The organism is Pseudomonas cichorii, from assembly GCF_015471405.1.
Lineage (GTDB): Bacteria > Pseudomonadota > Gammaproteobacteria > Pseudomonadales > Pseudomonadaceae > Aquipseudomonas > Aquipseudomonas serbiensis.
In genome coordinates this window covers 161,339-177,942 of record NZ_BLVZ01000010.1, presented here as the reverse complement: position 1 = coordinate 177,942, position 16,604 = coordinate 161,339, and the positions used below count along the sequence as shown (strand labels likewise).

Sequence of the window (16,604 nt, the reverse complement as noted above, 5' to 3'; positions counted from 1 at the left end):
TATATACTGCGCGCCATTGATCAAGGGAGAGCCGTGTGGCCATCGATATTCATTGGATTCGCGACGACGACAGCCTCGCCCGACAGTGCGCGCAGTGGCAGTCGCTGCCATTTGTCGCGCTCGACACCGAGTTCATGCGGGTCGACACCTTTTACCCTATTGCCGCGCTGCTACAGATCGGCGACGGTTCCAGCGCCTGGCTGATCGATCCGCTGCTCATCAGCGATTGGACGCCTCTGTCCGCATTGCTTGAAAACCCCGACGTCATCAAGGTGGTTCATGCTTGCAGCGAAGACCTGGAAGTCCTGTTGCGCCTGACGGGCAGCCTGCCGGTTCCGCTGTTCGACACCCAACTGGCGGCCGCTTACCTGAACATCGGGTTTTCCATGGGCTATTCGCGTCTGGTGCAGGAGGTGTTGAACATCGACTTGCCCAAGGGCGAAACCCGCTCCGATTGGCTGCAACGCCCATTGTCGGAAACCCAGATCAGCTATGCGGCAGAAGATGCCGTGCATCTGGCTGAGCTTTTCACTCTGCTGAGGCCACGTCTTTCGGACGACAAATACCTCTGGGTTCTTGAGGATGGTGCGGAGCTGGTCGCCAATCTGCGCCGTGAAGTCGATCCTTACGAGACTTACCGTGACGCCAAGCTGGCCTGGAAGTTGTCGCGTGCTCAACTGGCGGTATTGCGTGAGCTGTGTGCATGGCGCGAGATACAGGCGCGTTCGCGCAACCTGCCGCGCAATCGCATTGTGCGTGAGCACTCATTGTGGCCGCTGGCCAGGACTCAGCCAGACAACCTTGGAGCGCTGGCCAGAATCGAAGACATGCATCCGCGTACGGTGCGCCAGGATGGTGAGTTCCTGCTGGAACTGATCAGAAAGTCCGGCAGCCTGCCGCCGGATCAATGGCCTGCGGCGTTGCCCGAGCCGCTGCCGATCGAGGCTTCCGGCATTCTGAAAGGCTTGCGGGCCATCGGTCAGCAGTACGCCGAGCAACTGGATATTGCCCCCGAGGTCATGCTGCGCAAGAAGACTCTCGAAGTGCTGCTCAAGAGCGGCTACCCCGATGGTCCCTATACATTGCCAGACTCGCTGCGTGGCTGGCGCCGCGAGTTAATGGGACAGGCGCTGCTCGACAGCCTGGCCAATGCAGGAGAACAGCCTTGAAACGTATTTGCTCCATTTATCGCAGTCCGAAAAAGAACGAGATGTACCTGTATGTGCTCAAGAGCGATGTGCTCAAGCGTGTACCGGTAGAGTTACTGGCTGCGTTCGGCACGCCTCAGCATGCTTTCGACCTGGTGCTCAGCCCCGAGCGGGCGCTGGCTCGTGAAGATATCAACAAGGTGCTTGAGAACCTCGACAAGCAGGGCTATCACTTGCAGATGCCGCCTGCCGAAGAGGAATACATCCAGCATTTGCCCGAAGAGTTGTTGCGTCGCAACGATCCTGTCTGATCCGTTGTGCCGCACGGTGGCGCCGGCTTTGACCGGCCCATGACTGTTGCAGGTTGTTTGTCCCGTTTTTAAGGTTTTTGAAACATGCGCGTTCTGATTGCCGAACACGATTACCCTATCTACACCCAACTGTTGCGCAAGGTAGCGCCTGAAGTTGAAATCATGAGCAGCGGCGACTCGGCCGAGCTGTCTCGCATGGCCAGCGAATGCCCGGTCTGGCTGGGACAGCCTGATCTGCTCGCCAATCTGTTACGTCAGGGCCACAAGCCGCAATGGTTGCAATCGACCTGGGCGGGGATTACTCCGTTATTGGCTGAAGGCGTATCCAGGGATTATCGGTTGACGCGGGCGGTCGGTATTTTCGGTCAGGTCATGGCTGAGTTTCTGCTGACCTACATGCTCGGTCACGAACGTGAAGTGCTGGCTCGCCTGATGAGCCAGGTCGAGCGCAAATGGGACAACCGTCCGGGCCAGAGCCTGTTCGGTCGCAAGGCACTGATCGTTGGCGCGGGAGATATCGGCCAGCGTGTCGCGCAGTTCCTCGTGCCTTTTGGTGTACAGGTCTACGGCGTCGCCTCACAGGCGCGAACGCAGGAGCCGTTTATTGAAGTCGGTGCCCTGGCGGATCTGGAACAGATGGTTGGCGACATGGATTACGTGATCAATCTGCTGCCCAACACACCCGAAACCCACGATTTGTACGACGCGAAACTGTTCGCGGCATTCAAGCCCTCGGCGTTGTTCATCAACGTCGGGCGCGGTGTGGCGGTGGTCGATGCGGATCTGGTGGAGGCCTTGAAGGAAGGGCATCTGGCGGGTGCGGTGATTGACGTTTGTCGTCAGGAGCCGTTGCCGCAGCGTCATCCTTTCTGGACCGCCTATGGCCTGCTGCTGACCGGCCACAGCTCGGCACCGACATCGCCGGTGGCCATGACCGAATTGTTCGTCGATAACCTCAAGGCATTTCAGGCGGGTGAGCCGCTGCGCGGAGAAGTGGATTTTTCGCGGGGGTATTGAGCGGGGAGCTGCAAGTGGCAAGCTACAAGCTACAAGTCAAAAGCTTGAGGCTTGCAGCTTGATGCTTACAGCTTACAACTCTGAAACCTACAACGAAAAATCACCCTCGACCGCCAGTTCTTCTACCGGCTTACGCGGGCTTGGGACTTCGCGGCCTTGCAGGTATTCGGGCAGGATCGCCTTGTCGCCCAGCTTGCCGATGGCCACGGCTGCATGCAGGGCATAGCCTTCTGGAATGTTCAGCTCCTTGCGGGTCAGTTCCTTGTCGAAGCCTGACATGCCGTGGGTGTACCAGCCGCTCAGGCTCGCTTGCAGGGCAAGGTATCCCCACGCGGAACCGGCATCGAATTCGTGTGTGGTTGCCGGGCTTTCTTCGGTTGCGCCCGGTGCGGCGAAGGTTGTCTTGGAGATGACGATCACCAGTGCCGAAGCGCTCTGTGCCCAACTGCGGTTGAACTCATTGAGCAGGCCCAGGTAACGCTCCCAGTTTGGCGTGTCGCGACGAGCGTACAGGAAGCGCCATGGCTGCGAGTTGTAAGCCGAAGGTGCCCAGCGTGCGGCTTCAAAGAAGCTCAGCAGTGTTTCCTGTGAAATGCTTTCACCGGTGAAGGCGCGAGGCGACCAGCGATTGGTGAATTGTGGGGCGATGGTATGGTCTGCGATGCGTGGATTAATGCTCATGAACATCCTGTCATTACGAGGGGTTGAAGTGAGCCTGACGTATGGGCCGTGGTCGGCAGGCATCGTCTTGAGCCGTCAAAATCGCCTTAACGCTACTGTTTTGTTTTATGGCTGACAAGTGAAGTTGTTGGATACCGGTAGTCGCAATTGCTTGGCCCGCACCCAATGTGACACTAGACTGGCGGCCTTTTCATTGCTGATACCGTTGTCCGAACCATGGCCGCTAAAGTTGAACCCTTCTGGATACGCAAGACACTCGCACAACTGGACAAGGACGAGTGGGAGTCGTTGTGTGATGGCTGCGGCCTGTGCTGCCTGCAAAAGCTGGAAGATGAAGACGACAACAGCGTTTACTACACGCGAATCGCCTGCAAGTTGCTGGACCTGAAAACCTGCCAGTGCTCCGATTACAGCAATCGTCGGGCGTCTGTACCTGACTGCATCCAGCTCACCGCCGGGCAGGCCGATGAGTTCAAATGGCTGCCACCCACCTGCGGTTATCGTCTGGTCAGCGAAGGGAAGGATCTACCGCTCTGGCACCATCTGGTGTGCGGTGATCGCGAAGCTGTGCATCACGAGCGCATCTCCCAGTCGGGCCGCATGCTCAGTGAGAACAGCGTGCCCGAGGAAGACTGGGAGGACTATCTGATTTTCCGCGCCGGCTAAGGGGTTCAGACGTCGGTTTTCGGATCTTTCAAGGCATCGATGCCGTTGATGACCGTGCTTCTGGCGGCCCGCTCTGCATTGTCCTTGAGTTGTCTCAACTCAGCTCCCGCGCGTTCGATATCCGAGCGCGCACTGTGCAGGTTGCTGCGGCTTTTTTCGATCAGGCTTTTGGCCGAGCAGTGTCCTGTGATGCCGCGTGCCAGCACGGCACCGCCGATGGCCAGTTGCACAAGGCCCAGGATGCCGCCACGGCGAAGTCCCTTGCCCATCAGTGTCACGCCGCCCGCCAGAGAGCCTACACGCTCCCAGCCCTGGACGTTCTGCTGTGGATGGTTGTGCAGCCGCGGGGTGTCGATTCTATCGATGATCGGGGTGTCGCTCATGATGCTTCTCCATGATGTGATAAGTCGGCTTCAACGAAACTGACTGCCCATCGATGAAACTGTTCACTGCATTTTCATCAGCGGTCGAGCTTTTCCCGGCCGAATTGTGGACCGGAACGGGTGTTCACGCCCTTGGCCATGCGGTCATAGAGCACGACGTTGACGGTCGCCGCCAGGTTCATGCAGCCCTCGGTCGGGATGTAGACCACGTCTTCGCACCAGTCGCGGATTTCCTGATCCAGCGAGCCGTCTTCCGGGCCGAAGATATACAGGGCACGATCCGGGTGAGTGTATTCGGGCAGGGCGCGCGCGCCGTCCACCAGTTCCACCGCGACCGGAATGCAGCCCAGCGGCAGAATGCTCTTGAGGTCTTCGATGCCGATCAGCGGGATATCCTGATGAATCTTCTTGGTGTCGGTGATGAAGTCCCGCGCGCGCTCATAGCGTTTGCCAGTGTAGAAGACCGAAGCCACGCCATAACAACCCGCCGCCCGCATCACCGAGCCGACGTTTTCCGGAGATTTCGGGTTGTAAAGACCGATGCAGGCGTACCGTTTATTTGCCACTTGGAGGATGCTCTGGGTAAAACGTGCAAGTATACGGCAGAACGTAAAAGCGCTAGAACCACATCCTGACACCCATCACCAACTTCGCTTCGCTACGGTCTTCGCCTTCCTCACGAGCATAATCAGCCGTCTTGCCGTAAGTCCGGTTCCAGCTCAGGCCAATATAAGGCGCGAATTCCCGGCGGATTTCGTAGCGCAGCCGCAGGCCGACTTCGGTGTTGGCCAGGCCAGAACCAATGCCTCTTTGTGGATCGTTCTTGCCGTAGATGTTGAGTTCGGCCGTGGGCTGCAGAATGAGCCGGTTGGTCAGCAGCAGGTCGTAATCGCCCTCAAGGCGTGCGGCGCTCTGGCCAGCTTCGCCGATGAAGGCTGTGGCTTGGGCCTCGAAGCTGGAAAGTGCCATGCCCTGAATGCCGAATGCGGCCCAGGTCTGTGGATCGCCGGGCTTGAAGTCCTGCCTGGCACCCGCGACCAGATCCCACCATGGGCTGATCGCATGACCCCACAACGCCTGGATTTCGGCATCTTCTGTCTTGCCATTGGTGCGCTCGCCTTCGGAGCGTATCCACAGACGATCGATATCACCGCCGACCCAGCCTTTGACATCCCAGGCCAGGGGGCTGCCTTTGTCTGCGTCCTGCCATTCCAGTTTGTCGGCCAGGACGAAGGTGTTGATGGCGGCATCGTGGACCATATGGCCCGTATGGCTGGTGTAAACGGCCGCTCTGTCTTCATCCGTCAGTTCGGGGATTGGCGTACGGCTCTGGCCTGAGGTGGATTGCACGGGCTGCGCGTGGTCATGGTGCATGGCGTGGCTGCCATGGTCCATGCCGCTCATGTCGGAAGCCAGAGCAGGCGTTGCCATCAAGGGAGCCAGCGCCACAAGCAGGCCGGACAGGCGCGAAGGGTGAAAGATTCTGTTCATCATGAGGTTCTCATTCTTCCACACGCACTTCACGGAACATGCCCATTTCCATGTGGTACAGCAGATGGCAGTGATAGGCCCAGCGCCCAAGGGCGTCGGCGGTGACACGATAACTGCGTCTTGAGCCGGGCGGCATGTCGATGGTGTGTTTGCGGACCATGAACTGCCCGTTCTCGTCTTCGAGATCGCTCCACATGCCATGCAGGTGAATGGGGTGAGTCATCATGGTGTCGTTGACCAGCACGACCCTGATGCGCTCGCCATATTTGAGCTTCAGTGGCTCGGCATCCGAGAACTTCACGCCGTTGAAAGACCAGGCGAACTTCTCCATGTGACCGGTGAGGTGCAGTTCGATGGTGCGTCCAGGCTCGCGCCCGTCCGGGTCCTCGAAGGTGCTGCGCAGATCCCCATAGGTCAGGACCCTGCGGCCGTTGTTTCTCAGGCCGATGCCTGGGTCGTCCAGCTTTGGAGTGGTTTTCATGGCCTGCATGTCCACCAGCGGATTGTTCTTCTCCGTTTCCGGGTGGGACTGCATGTTGCCCATTCCTGGCATGTCATGGTGATTCATGCCTGCCATGTTGCTGTGATCCATCGCGGCCATCTTTGCGTGATCCATGCCGCCATGATCCATTCCCATATCGTCCATACTCAGCAGCGGGCGCGGGTCGAGAGGCGGCACAGGTGCCGTTGCACCGGCTTTTCGAGTGAGCGTGCCTCGGGCAAAGCCGCTGCGGTCCATGGACTGGGCGAACAGGGTGTAAGCCTCTTCGGTAGGTTCGACGATGACATCGAAGGTCTCGGCAACGGCGATGCGCAACTCATCCACATTGACCGGCTTGACGTGCAGGCCATCGGCAGCGACCACGGTCATTTTCAGGCCGGGAATCCGCACGTCGAAGTAGGTCATGGACGAGCCGTTGATAAAGCGCAGCCGAATCCGTTCGCCCGCTTTGAATACGCCTGTCCAGTTCATGTCCGGTGCCTTTCCGTTCATGAGGTAGGTGTAGGTTGCAGCGCTGACGTCGGCCAGGTCGGTCGGGTTCATCTTCATCCCGGCCCACATCGTGCGATCGGCAACCGCCTCGCCCCAGCCTTTCTCGCTGACATCGTGGATGAAATCACCCACCGTGCGCTTGTTGTAGTTGTAGTAATCCGACTGTTTCTTCAGGTTCTTCATCAGCTTGACCGGATCGTCATCCGTCCAGTCCGTTAGCATCACCACGTAGTCGCGTTCGTACTGAAAGGGCTCAGGCTCCCTGGCATCGATCACCAGCGGGCCATACACCCCCGATTGCTCCTGAAAGCCCGAGTGGCTGTGATACCAGTAAGTGCCGTTCTGCCGGACCTTGAAGCGATAGACATACATGCCATCAGGCTCGATGCCTTGAAAACTGAGGCCCGGAACGCCGTCCATGTTGGCGGGCAGCAGGATGCCGTGCCAGTGAATGGAAGTGTTTTCCTTGAGCCGGTTTTTCACCCGCAGCGTCACGGTGTCGCCTTCACGCCAGCGCAGCAGGGGGCCGGGGATGCCGCCGTTGATGGCCATGGCCGTTTTTGGTGTGCCGGTGATATTGGCCTGGATTTCGCCGATGAAAAGATCGAACTCGGTCCCCGCCAGCACCTTGGGTTCATCCGCGCCGCTGATGGCCCAGACAGGGCTTTGCCAAAGCCCCATACCGCCCAGCAGACTGCCGGCAGTCAGCCCCTTCACAAAGGTTCGTCTTGATGTCTTGGAGTGCATGCAGAGGTTGTATCCAGTCAGTTGCGTGCTTGTCTGACGGGACGATGCCATAACGGGGCAGGGCGGGTGATTACATTTCAGTCAGGTTGCAGACCCCGCCCCGCGAATCGGGCGTTATTCCTTTTTCATCAGCCCGGCCAGCGCCGCGAACGGGTTATGGGTCGCCTTGGCGGTTTTCGGGGTGCTGAGGGAACTGTCGGAAAAATACTGCTGGTCGGTGTAGCGCGAGTGCTCGTTGTCATGGCAGTACAGGCACAGCAATTCCCAGTTGGAGCCGTCCTGAGGATTGTTGTCGTGGTTGTGGTCGCGATGGTGAACGGTCAGTTCGCTCAGACGCTTGCCCGCGAACTCGCGTGCGCAACGGCCGCAGACATGAGGGTACATGCGCAAGGCCTTGTCGCGATAACCCATTTCACGGTCGCGCTGGGCGTCGGCCAGGATACGGTCCAGCTTGGACGTGTTGGAAGGAGGGTTGGCCGTGCTCATGGTGTCACCTGTGTCGTGTGCGCATTGATAGCGGGAATGCGCACAAGTTTAGCGCCAGATGACGAAACTCACACCTGTTGGGAAAGCAGTTGGCCGTCGACCATACGCAGGCGTTTGGACAGGGAAATGGCCAGGGCGCGGATGATCTTCGCCGCGATTTTCGGCGCTTCGTCGAGCATCTTGTCCAGCGAGTCCCGGCCCAGGTTCAGCAACTGGCAATCCGATGCAGCGATGCAACTGGCCGAACGGCGTTCGCCATCGAGTACTGCCATTTCACCAAAGGCCCGGCCCCGACGCAGCGTGGCGATTTCCACCTGTTGGCCTTCGGGGTTGAGTTTCTGTACCGAAACCGTGCCGCGATCAATGATGCACATGAAAGTGCCGGCATCGCCTTCGTTGAAAATGCTCTGGCCTTGCGGGATATCACTGATGCTGAAATAACCCGCGACGGTCAGGTAATCGGCGGGCAGCAGGGTGTCGAACAGGCCGCAGTCCAGCAGCATGTCGCGTATGGCATTGTTCAGGTGTGACAGTTGTTCTGACATGGTTCGATCTTGTGCAAGTAAGAGGGGAGCAGGTCCGTGCTCCCCGATGCTACTAAGACAGACTTTTACAGCCAAGTTCAGTCCAGCTGCAAAACCTTGAAGATAAAGCCATATTCCAGTGCTACATCGCGCAGTCCCTGATATCGGCCGCTCATACCGCCATGGCCTGCGCCCAGCTCGGTCTTGAGCAGCAGCAGGTTGTCGTCAGTCTTGGTATCACGCAGCTTTGCGACCCATTTGGCGGCTTCCCAATACTGCACGCGGCTGTCGTTGTAACCCGCAATTACCAGTGTGGCGGGGTAGGTTTGAGCCGTGACGTTCTCGTAAGGCGCATAAGCCTTGATGCGCGCATGAACATCTGGCTCCTGCGGGTTACCCCATTCGTCGTACTCGGTAACAGTCAGCGGCAGCTCAGGGTCGAGCATGGTGTTGAGCACGTCCACGAACGGCACTTCGGCAATAGCTGCCTTGAACAGCTCGGGGCGCTGGTTGAGCACGGCGCCTATCAGCAGGCCCCCGGCGCTGCCGCCACTGATGACCAATTGATCGGCACGGGTCAGGCCCTGATCGATCAGGTGTTCGGCGCAGGCAATGAAATCGCCGAAGGTGTTCTGCTTGTGCTCCTGTTTTCCATTGCGATACCAGGCTTCACCCAGTTCGCCGCCACCGCGGACATGGGCAATGGCAAACGCCACGCCACGGTCCAGCAGACTCAGACGAGCGTGTGAGAACCATGGGTCCAGGCTTTCGCCATAGGCGCCGTAGCCATACAGGTAAAGTGGCGTCGCCTGGCCCAGCAACTCGCGTTTGACCACCAGGCTGATGGGTACTTGCGTGCCATCGCTGGCGGTTGCCCAGAGACGCTGGCTGACGTAGGCATCGGCATCGAACTCACCGAGCACCGGCGTTTCCTTGAGCACCAGCTGTTCGCCGGTGGCCAGCGTCAATTGGCGAACCTGCGGGGGGCGATTGAGGGACTGGTAACGCAAGCGAATGCTGTTGCTGTCGAATTCCAGTGAGTCCTGCACATACAGGCTGTAGGCCGCATCAGGCAATTGCACGCGATAGACCGGCAGGCCCTGTGGGCGAACTTCAATGATCGGCAAACCACCTTCGCGCAGGCTCAACGTGAGGCTTTTGGCATTGAGGCTCACACCTTCAAGCATCACTGAATCGTTATGCGGGACCAGGGTTTGCCACTCATTGCGAGTAGGCACTCCCGTGGCTTTTTCTGCGGCCTGATACAGCGCGAAGTTGATACCGCTCTGATTACTGCGGATAAACCAGCTCCAGACGCCATCGAGCTGGCCATGATCCGGAAAGTATTCATGGCCTTCGACCCGCTCGGCCATGCACACAAAGGCCTGTTCGGGATGCTCGGCATCAAGCACCCAGGCTTCGCTGGTGGTCTTGCTGTTGAGCAGTAAAATCAGTTGGCGCTCGGAACTGCTGCGAAAACAGTGCAGGAAGAAGCGGCCGTCCGGTTCGTTGAACACCAGGTCGGCCGAGTCGTTGCCCAGGCGATGGCGATAGAGTTTGTGCGGACGATGGGTGTCGTCCAGTTCACCGAAGAACAGTGTCTGGCTGTCGTTGGCCCAGGTCATGCTGCCGTCGCAATCCTCGAACGGCAGGCTGCTGACTTCGCCTGTGCCCAGTTCCTTGACGTAAAGCTGATAAACCTCTTCGCCGGTGGTATCCAGGCTGTAGGCCAGACGCTGATGGTCAGGGCTGATGCTGAAAGCGCCCAGGGAGAAAAAGCCGCCATTGGCCAGCACGTTGGGGTCCAGCAACAGCTCTTCATGGCTTTCATCCACCGTGTTCGAGTCGTCTGCCGGGCGTGGGCAGCGATAGTGCCGGGCATATTCATCGCCCTCGGTGGTGCGGGTGTAATACAGGTAGGGGCCCCAAGGGGAGGGCAGCGACAGGTCGGTCTCAAGAATACGGGCCTTGATTTCCTGGAACAGGGTTTCTCGCAACTGTGCCTGATCGGCCAGTTGCTGTTCCTGATAGTCGTTTTCCGCCTTGAGGTAATCGAGCACCTCATCGCTGTCGCGATTCTGTAGCCATGCATAGGGATCGGAGCCGTCGGCCTTGCGAGCGATCGGGGCGCTGGAGGTGGCATTCGAGAAGGACATGCGGGGCTCTCTTTAAAGGCATCGGGTCATTGAAGTATCGGTGGCTGCAAGTATGGCGCACCTATTACTGAAGCCGGGCGAGCCGGGCCAGTGAAAAGTCGTTATCATAAGCGCCTATTTACTTGCCTTACCACGGACGTCATGACCGAGAACGACTATCTGATCGCCTGGGGCCTCTATGCATTCGCAGCATTGGGCTGCCTGCTGGTGTGGTTTCTGATGACCCGCTGGATGTGGCGCTACCTGAAAGAGCCGCTGCGGGTGATTGGCGCAGTGCTGCTGTTCACGCCGACCATCGTCGATCCTGCCAAGGAATTATTCGCGCCTGCCGTGGCCGTTACTGCGCTGGACCTGCTGTTCAAGGTCGGCAGCAACGTCTGGAGCGCGCTCATCGATCTGTCCACCTATGGCATGTTTGCCTTCGTTGCCTATCTGGTCTTCGTACTGGTGCGCTGGCCTGTCGAGAAAAACCGCAAGGCCCGTGAGTCAAGACAACCGGTGGCTGAGCCTGAAGAGGCCGATGACGAGCCCTTTGCCAGTGACGACCGCTACGGTCGTCGGCCAGCAGCGCCAGCCAGCACCGTGAGTCGTGGGCGAGTCGAACCTCGTTTGTAAGAACCCGCTTCGTTGGCAAGCGTGCAGCACGTATTGAAGCGAGAACCTGAGCATGTGTGAACTACTGGGCATGAGCGCCAATGTCCCGACCGATATCGTTTTCAGCTTTACCGGGCTGATGCAGAGGGGCGGGCGCACCGGTCCGCATCGCGATGGCTGGGGGATCGCTTTCTATGAAGGACGCGGCCTGCGCCTGTTTCAGGACCCGGCGGCCAGCAGCGAATCTGAAGTCGCCCAGTTGGTACAGCGTTACCCCATCAAGAGCGAAGTGGTCATTGGCCATATCCGTCAGGCCAATGTCGGCAAGGTCTGCCTCTCCAACACCCATCCCTTCGTGCGCGAGCTTTGGGGACGCAACTGGTGCTTTGCCCATAACGGCCAACTGGCCGATTTCAGCCCGCGTGCTACCTTTTATCGTCCTGTGGGCGATACCGACAGCGAGGCGGCGTTCTGCGATCTGCTCAACCGGGTTCGCGAAGCTTTCCCGGAGCCGGTGGAAATCGAACAGATACTGCCGTCCCTGATTCAGGCGTGTTCCGAATACCGTGGCAAAGGCGTTTTCAACTGCCTGCTCAGTGATGGCGACTGGTTGTTTTGTTTCTGCAGTACCAAACTGGTACAGATTACCCGTCGTGCGCCCTTTGGTCCGGCCCGCTTGAAGGATGTCGACATGATCGTCGACTTTCAGGCAGAAACCACGCCCCATGACGTGGTCACTGTAATTGCCACCGAGCCGTTGACCGAGAACGAAATCTGGAATCGCTATGAGCCGGGCCAGTGGAGCTTGTGGCGCAAAGGCGAATGCGTGACCCAGGGTTCAACCGATACTCCGGTATGAAGCTTGCCCAACCAACAAGAGGGATCTAAATGCTGCGAAGTTATCTGCGATTGGTCTTGTTCACGACTGGCCTGCTGGTAGGGGTTCAGGTTCCGGGTTTCATCAGTGACTACAGCAAGCGAGTCGAAGCGCATCTGATCGAGGCTCAACAAGCCATCAAGGGTTACAACGCGACCGCGCAGCAGTTCTTCAAGGGCGATATTCAGGCGTTGATCCAGCATTATCGCAACAGCGAAGACCCGGTGTTTCGCAGCGATGCCGACACTATCAGCACATTGTTGACCCGCACCCACGTGCTTGAGCGCCAATGGCTAGGCTTGCAGGGCGCGTGGTATTCCAGAGCCTTGTATGTAGCAACCTCCGCCGATGCCGATATCCGCCGCGAAACCTTCAATGGCTACACCTGGCAAGTGCTGCTGGCGCCTGAAGTCATTGCCTGGGGCATCATCTCGGCATTGTTACTGGCGCTGCTGATCGAAAGTTTCTTCCTGCTGTTGGGCTGGGTGGTGACGGGTGGTCGGCGCAAGCCAAAGTTGAACAGGGAGTGGCGTTGATCGGCATTACCCCGGTCGCTCCTACTGTGTAATGCCAGTCAGTTGAGTGTGTTCCCCAGGTTAAGCTGAACAGCCGGTTTTTTATGCGGGCTTGTAGTTAATTTCACTCAACGTGCTCAGACTTTTCATGCTTTGAAGTCAGGTCGGATTTTTCTGTTGTCAGCCGTCATAGACAGGGATGACAACAGTAAGAAGAGGCCATGCCCATGAATATTACTTTGACCGTCGAGCAGCACCTTAGCTACAGGGAAGCATTGAAAATTGCCTACGATAAAGCCAGGCAGGACGGCACGCTGGATGAAATAACAGAGGCGGCTTGCCAGGAGGAATTCAATAGTCCACCACCGGCTGCAATTTACCATGAGTCAAGTATGGTCAGCAGCAACAGGGTTTCTGATACGGGGGGTACTTATTTCAAGTGCTGGACCCTTAGAGATAGCTATGAGCAAGCAAAAATTAACGCCAGGGTCTATGCGGCTGAGTCGCTATCGAAGAACATCAATGATGCTGTTGAGGGAGTCAAGGAAAAGCTAAAAGCTTCGGGGGTAGCTTTTAACGAACAGGACTTGAACTTTTCGATAAATGAAAAGGGAGAATTCAAGCCGGCTTCTGTATCTGGAAAGCCCCATGAAGAAGTGGACAGTGTTTTTACAAAACTATTGAATGAAGACGAAGACCTTAGGGAAATGGCTCGCCAATATGTTCGGATGGTTTTCAGTCTGGTGGATTTTACGGTGGAGGGGTGGGATGCACCTTACGCGCGATATCTTGTGCCAGAGGAAATAGAGAGCTGATTTAAGGCTAACGGGCTACAGACCCGTTAGCGGTTAAGCCAATCACTCTCAGCGGATTATTTTTTGGGTGCAGATATGTACGAACGGAGTCTTGATCCCGGTTTTACTGCCTGCACCGCCATCTTCATGGCTGTCGGGGTAAGCGAACCAGTAGCCTGTGTTATAGGTCAACTGCCATTTTGTCCTGAAGCCGTATTGCCATAGCCAGAAAGGTTCGGTTCTATCTCTCCCCTGACATTCGGGTAGTGAGAGCGATGTTCTGAAAAAGCCGCTCTTGTTACTGATGCCTTGAGATAATTTATGTTTTGAATTTGGGTCTTGATTTATATTTAGCTCAAGCGTGAGCCGCACTCCCTCAAGTGGGTGCCCCTTATAATCGACAACCCGCGTTTGCCAGTTCAAGACTCGATAGGCCCTGTGTTTGCCAAATTGTGTATTGAAGTGCTCGACATCACCGGTCACCTCTGTGTCGGCAAGGCGAGGTGCCGAGCCGAACAGTATTTTGTAGCGCTCATCTTTTTTAATGTTACGGTGCGATTTTTTCGACACCCTTAGCTGGACTTGTTGCCCGGGATTCATATTTGGCGTTGCATAAGCGTCATCGCCATGTTTGGTTTTCCATGTGTCACTTTCTTTGTATTCGAGCAGCCAGGGCGAGTTTTCCGGGTCGATCTGGTTGATCAGTACCCTTTGTCCTCGAATTGCCGTGAATGAGTAATGCTTGACGTCAGCGTCATTGGCGAGGCTATCAATGATCGTATTGAGTTTGTCCGGTAACTCAATAACTTGAGCGGTTGCAGGCGTGCTTGAATCTGTCATGGCATTTGCCGGGTTCATATTAAACCCCGAAAAAACCAGTGCCATGATCAAGGCATGTTTCTTGAAAATATCCATTTTACAAATTCCTTATATCGCACAGCCGCTATTGTCGAGGCGTTAAAGTCCCCAGCCTATAAGGCTGTAAATATCAAAAAAGAGTTAAGGCAGACGCACTGAGAGCGTCTGACAGACAGTTGTTTATCAACTGATCGTCATGACGTAATCACTGGTAAGAATCGTTGTCAACACGGTGTTGATAAATAAACATGAGGCCTGCTCTTAAACCACACACTCCGTGTTGTACCTTATGTACTCCGTGATAGCCCCTGGCTCGTTCCACATCAGTACATCCAGGATGGAGAGATTCTCTACGAAGGTGTAGGGGCCGGTTGAGTATCTCAGTACCGAGGGCTGCAGGAATCGCAGTTCTATTTCCCGCTCGTGCCATTCACGGGGGATGAATATTTCGCGTCCGCCGGGAGCGTTGATGTAGCGTCGGGCGCCCAGCAGGCTGCTGATTTCCAGTGCCCATTGGCCGGGATGTTCAATGGCGGGCAATTCCAGTTGCATTTCTGAACAGGGTGTCCAGTTGAACTCCATGCCGAGGTAGTCGCATACGACTTTCATGGATAAGGCATTCAGGTCGCCAATGCTGTTTGAGCGGGCGGGGTTCAATGTCAGGTCGATCAGTTGCAAGGTCTGTTGAAAGAAGGGGGCCTTGCCATGGTAGTGCTCAAGCTGACCGCGGATGCGTTTCAATGTGCTGGCGTGATCGATGACCATTGTGTCCTTGATCAACATGCCGTCGCTGGTTTTCACGGGGACGGTTATGTATTGCCAGCCACCCTTGGCATCCAGCATTCGATTTCGATTCATCCAGCTCTTGCGTTTGTATTTGACGATATCGAAGAGGATTCCCTGTTCGACCGAGGCGATAAGTTGAAAGTAACCGAGGTAGGGAAAGAAATAGGGCTGCATGATGCCCAGTGTAGTGGTCATGGGGAACCCACGAAGTCTCGACGACGGCGTTTTAGCCGAAGGAGTAGTCAGGAATACAACTGAGTGGTTGTGATGACTGCTGGTGGGTGCCGCATTGACAAGGCTAGTCTGGCAGGCTGAAAGGGCGCTGTTATTGGTCGCCTTCGACAAGCCAGTCGATGACTGGCTTTGACGAAAGGCAAAGAGGGTTTATTTGGCCAGGTAGCGCATGCTTTCTTCCAGGCCGCGCAAGGTCAGGGGATACATCTGGTCTTCGATCAGATCACGGATGATGTGAGTGGAAGATGTGTAGTCCCAGGCATTTCTGGGATAGGGATTGATCCAGACGATCTTCTTGAATTTGGCCATGAAGCGCTGCATCCACACATAGCCTGCCTCTTCGTTCCAGTGTTCGACACTGCCACCCGGCTGGGTGATTTCATAGGGCGCCATGGCGGCATCGCCGATGAAGATCACTTTGTAGTCGGCGCCGTACTTGTGCAGCAGGTCCTGGGTTGAGGTGCGTTCCGAGCCACGGCGCAGGTTGTTCTTCCAGACCGATTCATAAATGAAATTATGAAAGTAGAAATATTCCATGTGCTTGAACTCGGTTTTACAGGCCGAGAACAGTTCTTCGCAGACTTTCACATGGGCATCCATCGAGCCGCCGATATCGAATAACAGCAGCAGCTTGATGGTATTGCGCCGTTCAGGGCGCATCTGGATATTCAAAAGTCCTGCATCGCGAGCGGTATGGTCGATGGTGCCGTCGATATCCAGCTCATCGGCAGCGCCCTGACGGGCGAACTTGCGCAGGCGGCGCAAGGCGACCTTGATGTTGCGTGTGCCCAGTTCCACCTGATCGTCGAGGTTCTTGTACTCGCGCTGATCCCAGACCTTGACCGCCTTGCCTCTGCGCTCACCGGCCTCACCGACGCGGATGCCTTCGGGGTTATAGCCTCCCGAGCCGAACGGGCTGGTTCCGCCGGTGCCGATCCATTTATTGCCCCCGGCGTGGCGTTCCTTTTGCTCTTCCAGGCGCTTCTTGAACTCTTCGATCAGCTTGTCCAGACCGCCCAGAGACTGGATCTGGGCGCGCTCTTCCTCAGTCAGTGAACGCTCGAATTCCTTGCGCAGCCAGTCCTCCGGGATCAGGGCCTGCAAGTGATCGTCGAGGTTTTCCAGTCCGTTGAAATAGGCGCCGAACGCCCGGTCGAACTTGTCGAAATGGCGTTCGTCCTTGACCAGGATGGTACGCGCCAGAAAGTAGAACTCATCGATATCGGCGAAGACGACCCGTTGTTTCAGCGCGTTGATCAGGTCCAGCAATTCACGCAATGACACCGGCACTTTTGCCGCACGCATTTCGTTGAACAGGTTGAGCAGCATGGCTGTCGCCCTT

The 16,604-nt window shown here is 56.8% G+C and carries 19 protein-coding genes; 8 read left to right on the top strand and 11 right to left on the bottom strand.

Annotated elements, in window-relative coordinates; all coding sequences use genetic code 11:
- Positions 1–35: 35 nt before the first annotated feature.
- From rnd to JL015_RS17360, 3 genes are all read left to right on the top strand, one after another.
- Positions 36–1,169: a ribonuclease D gene (gene rnd / locus JL015_RS17370; RefSeq protein ID WP_201019340.1), complete on the top strand. Its 1,134-nt coding sequence runs from the start codon at positions 36–38 to the stop codon at positions 1,167–1,169.
- Positions 1,166–1,459 (top strand): YcgL domain-containing protein, encoded by a 294-nt coding sequence (locus tag JL015_RS17365; RefSeq protein ID WP_200999847.1) that lies wholly within the window; start codon positions 1,166–1,168, stop codon positions 1,457–1,459. The genes rnd and JL015_RS17365 overlap by 4 nt, the downstream gene beginning before the upstream one ends.
- Positions 1,460–1,543: 84 nt before the next feature.
- Complete coding sequence (locus JL015_RS17360) at positions 1,544–2,476, top strand: D-2-hydroxyacid dehydrogenase (protein WP_201019339.1); 933 nt, start codon at positions 1,544–1,546, stop codon at positions 2,474–2,476.
- 87 nt (positions 2,477–2,563) lie between these two features.
- On the opposite strand, the gene JL015_RS17355 is transcribed toward JL015_RS17360, so the two are convergent.
- A complete protein-coding gene (locus tag JL015_RS17355) occupies positions 2,564–3,157 on the bottom strand; it encodes a nitroreductase family protein (RefSeq protein WP_201019338.1) in 594 nt (197 codons plus the stop codon).
- 216 nt (positions 3,158–3,373) lie between these two features.
- On the opposite strand from JL015_RS17355, the gene JL015_RS17350 reads away from it, so the two are divergent.
- The gene (locus JL015_RS17350) at positions 3,374–3,823 is read left to right on the top strand and encodes a YcgN family cysteine cluster protein (protein ID WP_201019337.1); all 450 of its coding nucleotides are present in this window, start codon (positions 3,374–3,376) and stop codon (positions 3,821–3,823) included.
- A 5-nt stretch (positions 3,824–3,828) separates the two neighbouring features.
- Here the strand turns inward: JL015_RS17350 and JL015_RS17345 are convergent, their stop codons facing one another.
- The 7 genes from JL015_RS17345 to JL015_RS17315 all read right to left on the bottom strand — a co-directional run bounded on the left by JL015_RS17345 (position 3,829) and on the right by JL015_RS17315 (position 10,604).
- Positions 3,829–4,206 (bottom strand): YgaP family membrane protein, encoded by a 378-nt coding sequence (locus tag JL015_RS17345; RefSeq protein ID WP_200999843.1) that lies wholly within the window; start codon positions 4,204–4,206, stop codon positions 3,829–3,831.
- Between the two features lie 77 nt (positions 4,207–4,283).
- Positions 4,284–4,772, bottom strand: coding sequence for an RNA methyltransferase (locus JL015_RS17340; protein ID WP_200999842.1), 489 nt, complete (start codon positions 4,770–4,772; stop codon positions 4,284–4,286).
- Positions 4,773–4,824: 52 nt separating this feature from the next.
- Positions 4,825–5,697: a copper resistance protein B gene (locus JL015_RS17335; protein ID WP_201019396.1), complete on the bottom strand. Its 873-nt coding sequence runs from the start codon at positions 5,695–5,697 to the stop codon at positions 4,825–4,827.
- A gap of 10 nt (positions 5,698–5,707) precedes the next feature.
- Positions 5,708–7,438, bottom strand: a complete 1,731-nt coding sequence (locus JL015_RS17330) for a copper resistance system multicopper oxidase (RefSeq protein ID WP_201019336.1) — start codon at positions 7,436–7,438, stop codon at positions 5,708–5,710.
- 114 nt (positions 7,439–7,552) lie between these two features.
- Positions 7,553–7,924, bottom strand: a complete 372-nt coding sequence (locus tag JL015_RS17325; protein ID WP_200999840.1) for a YajD family HNH nuclease — start codon at positions 7,922–7,924, stop codon at positions 7,553–7,555.
- Positions 7,925–7,992: 68 nt separating this feature from the next.
- Entirely contained in the window at positions 7,993–8,469 is a 477-nt protein-coding gene (locus JL015_RS17320) for a cyclic nucleotide-binding domain-containing protein (RefSeq protein WP_201019335.1), read from the bottom strand.
- A 77-nt stretch (positions 8,470–8,546) separates the two neighbouring features.
- A complete protein-coding gene (locus JL015_RS17315) occupies positions 8,547–10,604 on the bottom strand; it encodes a S9 family peptidase (RefSeq protein WP_201019334.1) in 2,058 nt (685 codons plus the stop codon).
- Between the two features lie 141 nt (positions 10,605–10,745).
- On the opposite strand from JL015_RS17315, the gene JL015_RS17310 reads away from it, so the two are divergent.
- The 4 genes from JL015_RS17310 to JL015_RS17295 all read left to right on the top strand — a co-directional run bounded on the left by JL015_RS17310 (position 10,746) and on the right by JL015_RS17295 (position 13,405).
- Positions 10,746–11,219 carry an MFS transporter gene (locus JL015_RS17310; protein ID WP_201019333.1) on the top strand — a complete coding sequence of 158 codons (474 nt, stop codon included), beginning with the start codon at positions 10,746–10,748 and terminating at the stop codon, positions 11,217–11,219.
- 52 nt (positions 11,220–11,271) lie between these two features.
- The gene (locus tag JL015_RS17305; RefSeq protein WP_201019332.1) at positions 11,272–12,057 is read left to right on the top strand and encodes a class II glutamine amidotransferase; all 786 of its coding nucleotides are present in this window, start codon (positions 11,272–11,274) and stop codon (positions 12,055–12,057) included.
- 29 nt (positions 12,058–12,086) lie between these two features.
- Positions 12,087–12,611 carry a DUF2937 family protein gene (locus JL015_RS17300; RefSeq protein WP_201019331.1) on the top strand — a complete coding sequence of 175 codons (525 nt, stop codon included), beginning with the start codon at positions 12,087–12,089 and terminating at the stop codon, positions 12,609–12,611.
- A 206-nt stretch (positions 12,612–12,817) separates the two neighbouring features.
- Complete coding sequence (locus JL015_RS17295) at positions 12,818–13,405, top strand: hypothetical protein (protein ID WP_201019330.1); 588 nt, start codon at positions 12,818–12,820, stop codon at positions 13,403–13,405.
- A 48-nt stretch (positions 13,406–13,453) separates the two neighbouring features.
- Here JL015_RS17295 and JL015_RS17290 read toward each other — a convergent pair whose 3' ends face one another.
- The 3 genes from JL015_RS17290 to JL015_RS17280 all read right to left on the bottom strand — a co-directional run bounded on the left by JL015_RS17290 (position 13,454) and on the right by JL015_RS17280 (position 16,591).
- The gene (locus JL015_RS17290) at positions 13,454–14,299 is read right to left on the bottom strand and encodes a hypothetical protein (protein ID WP_201019329.1); all 846 of its coding nucleotides are present in this window, start codon (positions 14,297–14,299) and stop codon (positions 13,454–13,456) included.
- Positions 14,300–14,503: 204 nt separating this feature from the next.
- Complete coding sequence (locus JL015_RS17285; RefSeq protein WP_201019328.1) at positions 14,504–15,223, bottom strand: WbqC family protein; 720 nt, start codon at positions 15,221–15,223, stop codon at positions 14,504–14,506.
- A 189-nt stretch (positions 15,224–15,412) separates the two neighbouring features.
- The gene (locus JL015_RS17280) at positions 15,413–16,591 is read right to left on the bottom strand and encodes a vWA domain-containing protein (RefSeq protein ID WP_201019327.1); all 1,179 of its coding nucleotides are present in this window, start codon (positions 16,589–16,591) and stop codon (positions 15,413–15,415) included.
- Positions 16,592–16,604 lie beyond the last annotated feature (13 nt).

Excerpts from the sequence above, each read along its gene's own strand:
- JL015_RS17350 (WP_201019337.1), top strand. The coding sequence starts at position 3,374 with ATGGCCGCTAAAGTTGAACCCTTCTGGATACGCAAGACACTCGCACAA.
- JL015_RS17335 (WP_201019396.1), bottom strand. The coding sequence starts at position 5,697 with ATGAACAGAATCTTTCACCCTTCGCGCCTGTCCGGCCTGCTTGTGGCG.
- JL015_RS17320 (WP_201019335.1), bottom strand. The coding sequence starts at position 8,469 with ATGTCAGAACAACTGTCACACCTGAACAATGCCATACGCGACATGCTG.
- JL015_RS17345 (WP_200999843.1), bottom strand. The coding sequence starts at position 4,206 with ATGAGCGACACCCCGATCATCGATAGAATCGACACCCCGCGGCTGCAC.
- JL015_RS17325 (WP_200999840.1), bottom strand. The coding sequence starts at position 7,924 with ATGAGCACGGCCAACCCTCCTTCCAACACGTCCAAGCTGGACCGTATC.
- JL015_RS17285 (WP_201019328.1), bottom strand. The coding sequence starts at position 15,223 with ATGACCACTACACTGGGCATCATGCAGCCCTATTTCTTTCCCTACCTC.
- JL015_RS17355 (WP_201019338.1), bottom strand. The coding sequence starts at position 3,157 with ATGAGCATTAATCCACGCATCGCAGACCATACCATCGCCCCACAATTC.
- JL015_RS17290 (WP_201019329.1), bottom strand. The coding sequence starts at position 14,299 with ATGGATATTTTCAAGAAACATGCCTTGATCATGGCACTGGTTTTTTCG.
- JL015_RS17280 (WP_201019327.1), bottom strand. The coding sequence starts at position 16,591 with ATGCTGCTCAACCTGTTCAACGAAATGCGTGCGGCAAAAGTGCCGGTG.
- JL015_RS17310 (WP_201019333.1), top strand. The coding sequence starts at position 10,746 with ATGACCGAGAACGACTATCTGATCGCCTGGGGCCTCTATGCATTCGCA.
- JL015_RS17315 (WP_201019334.1), bottom strand. The coding sequence starts at position 10,604 with ATGTCCTTCTCGAATGCCACCTCCAGCGCCCCGATCGCTCGCAAGGCC.
- JL015_RS17300 (WP_201019331.1), top strand. The coding sequence starts at position 12,087 with ATGCTGCGAAGTTATCTGCGATTGGTCTTGTTCACGACTGGCCTGCTG.
- JL015_RS17295 (WP_201019330.1), top strand. The coding sequence starts at position 12,818 with ATGAATATTACTTTGACCGTCGAGCAGCACCTTAGCTACAGGGAAGCA.
- JL015_RS17360 (WP_201019339.1), top strand. The coding sequence starts at position 1,544 with ATGCGCGTTCTGATTGCCGAACACGATTACCCTATCTACACCCAACTG.
- JL015_RS17305 (WP_201019332.1), top strand. The coding sequence starts at position 11,272 with ATGTGTGAACTACTGGGCATGAGCGCCAATGTCCCGACCGATATCGTT.
- JL015_RS17330 (WP_201019336.1), bottom strand. The coding sequence starts at position 7,438 with ATGCACTCCAAGACATCAAGACGAACCTTTGTGAAGGGGCTGACTGCC.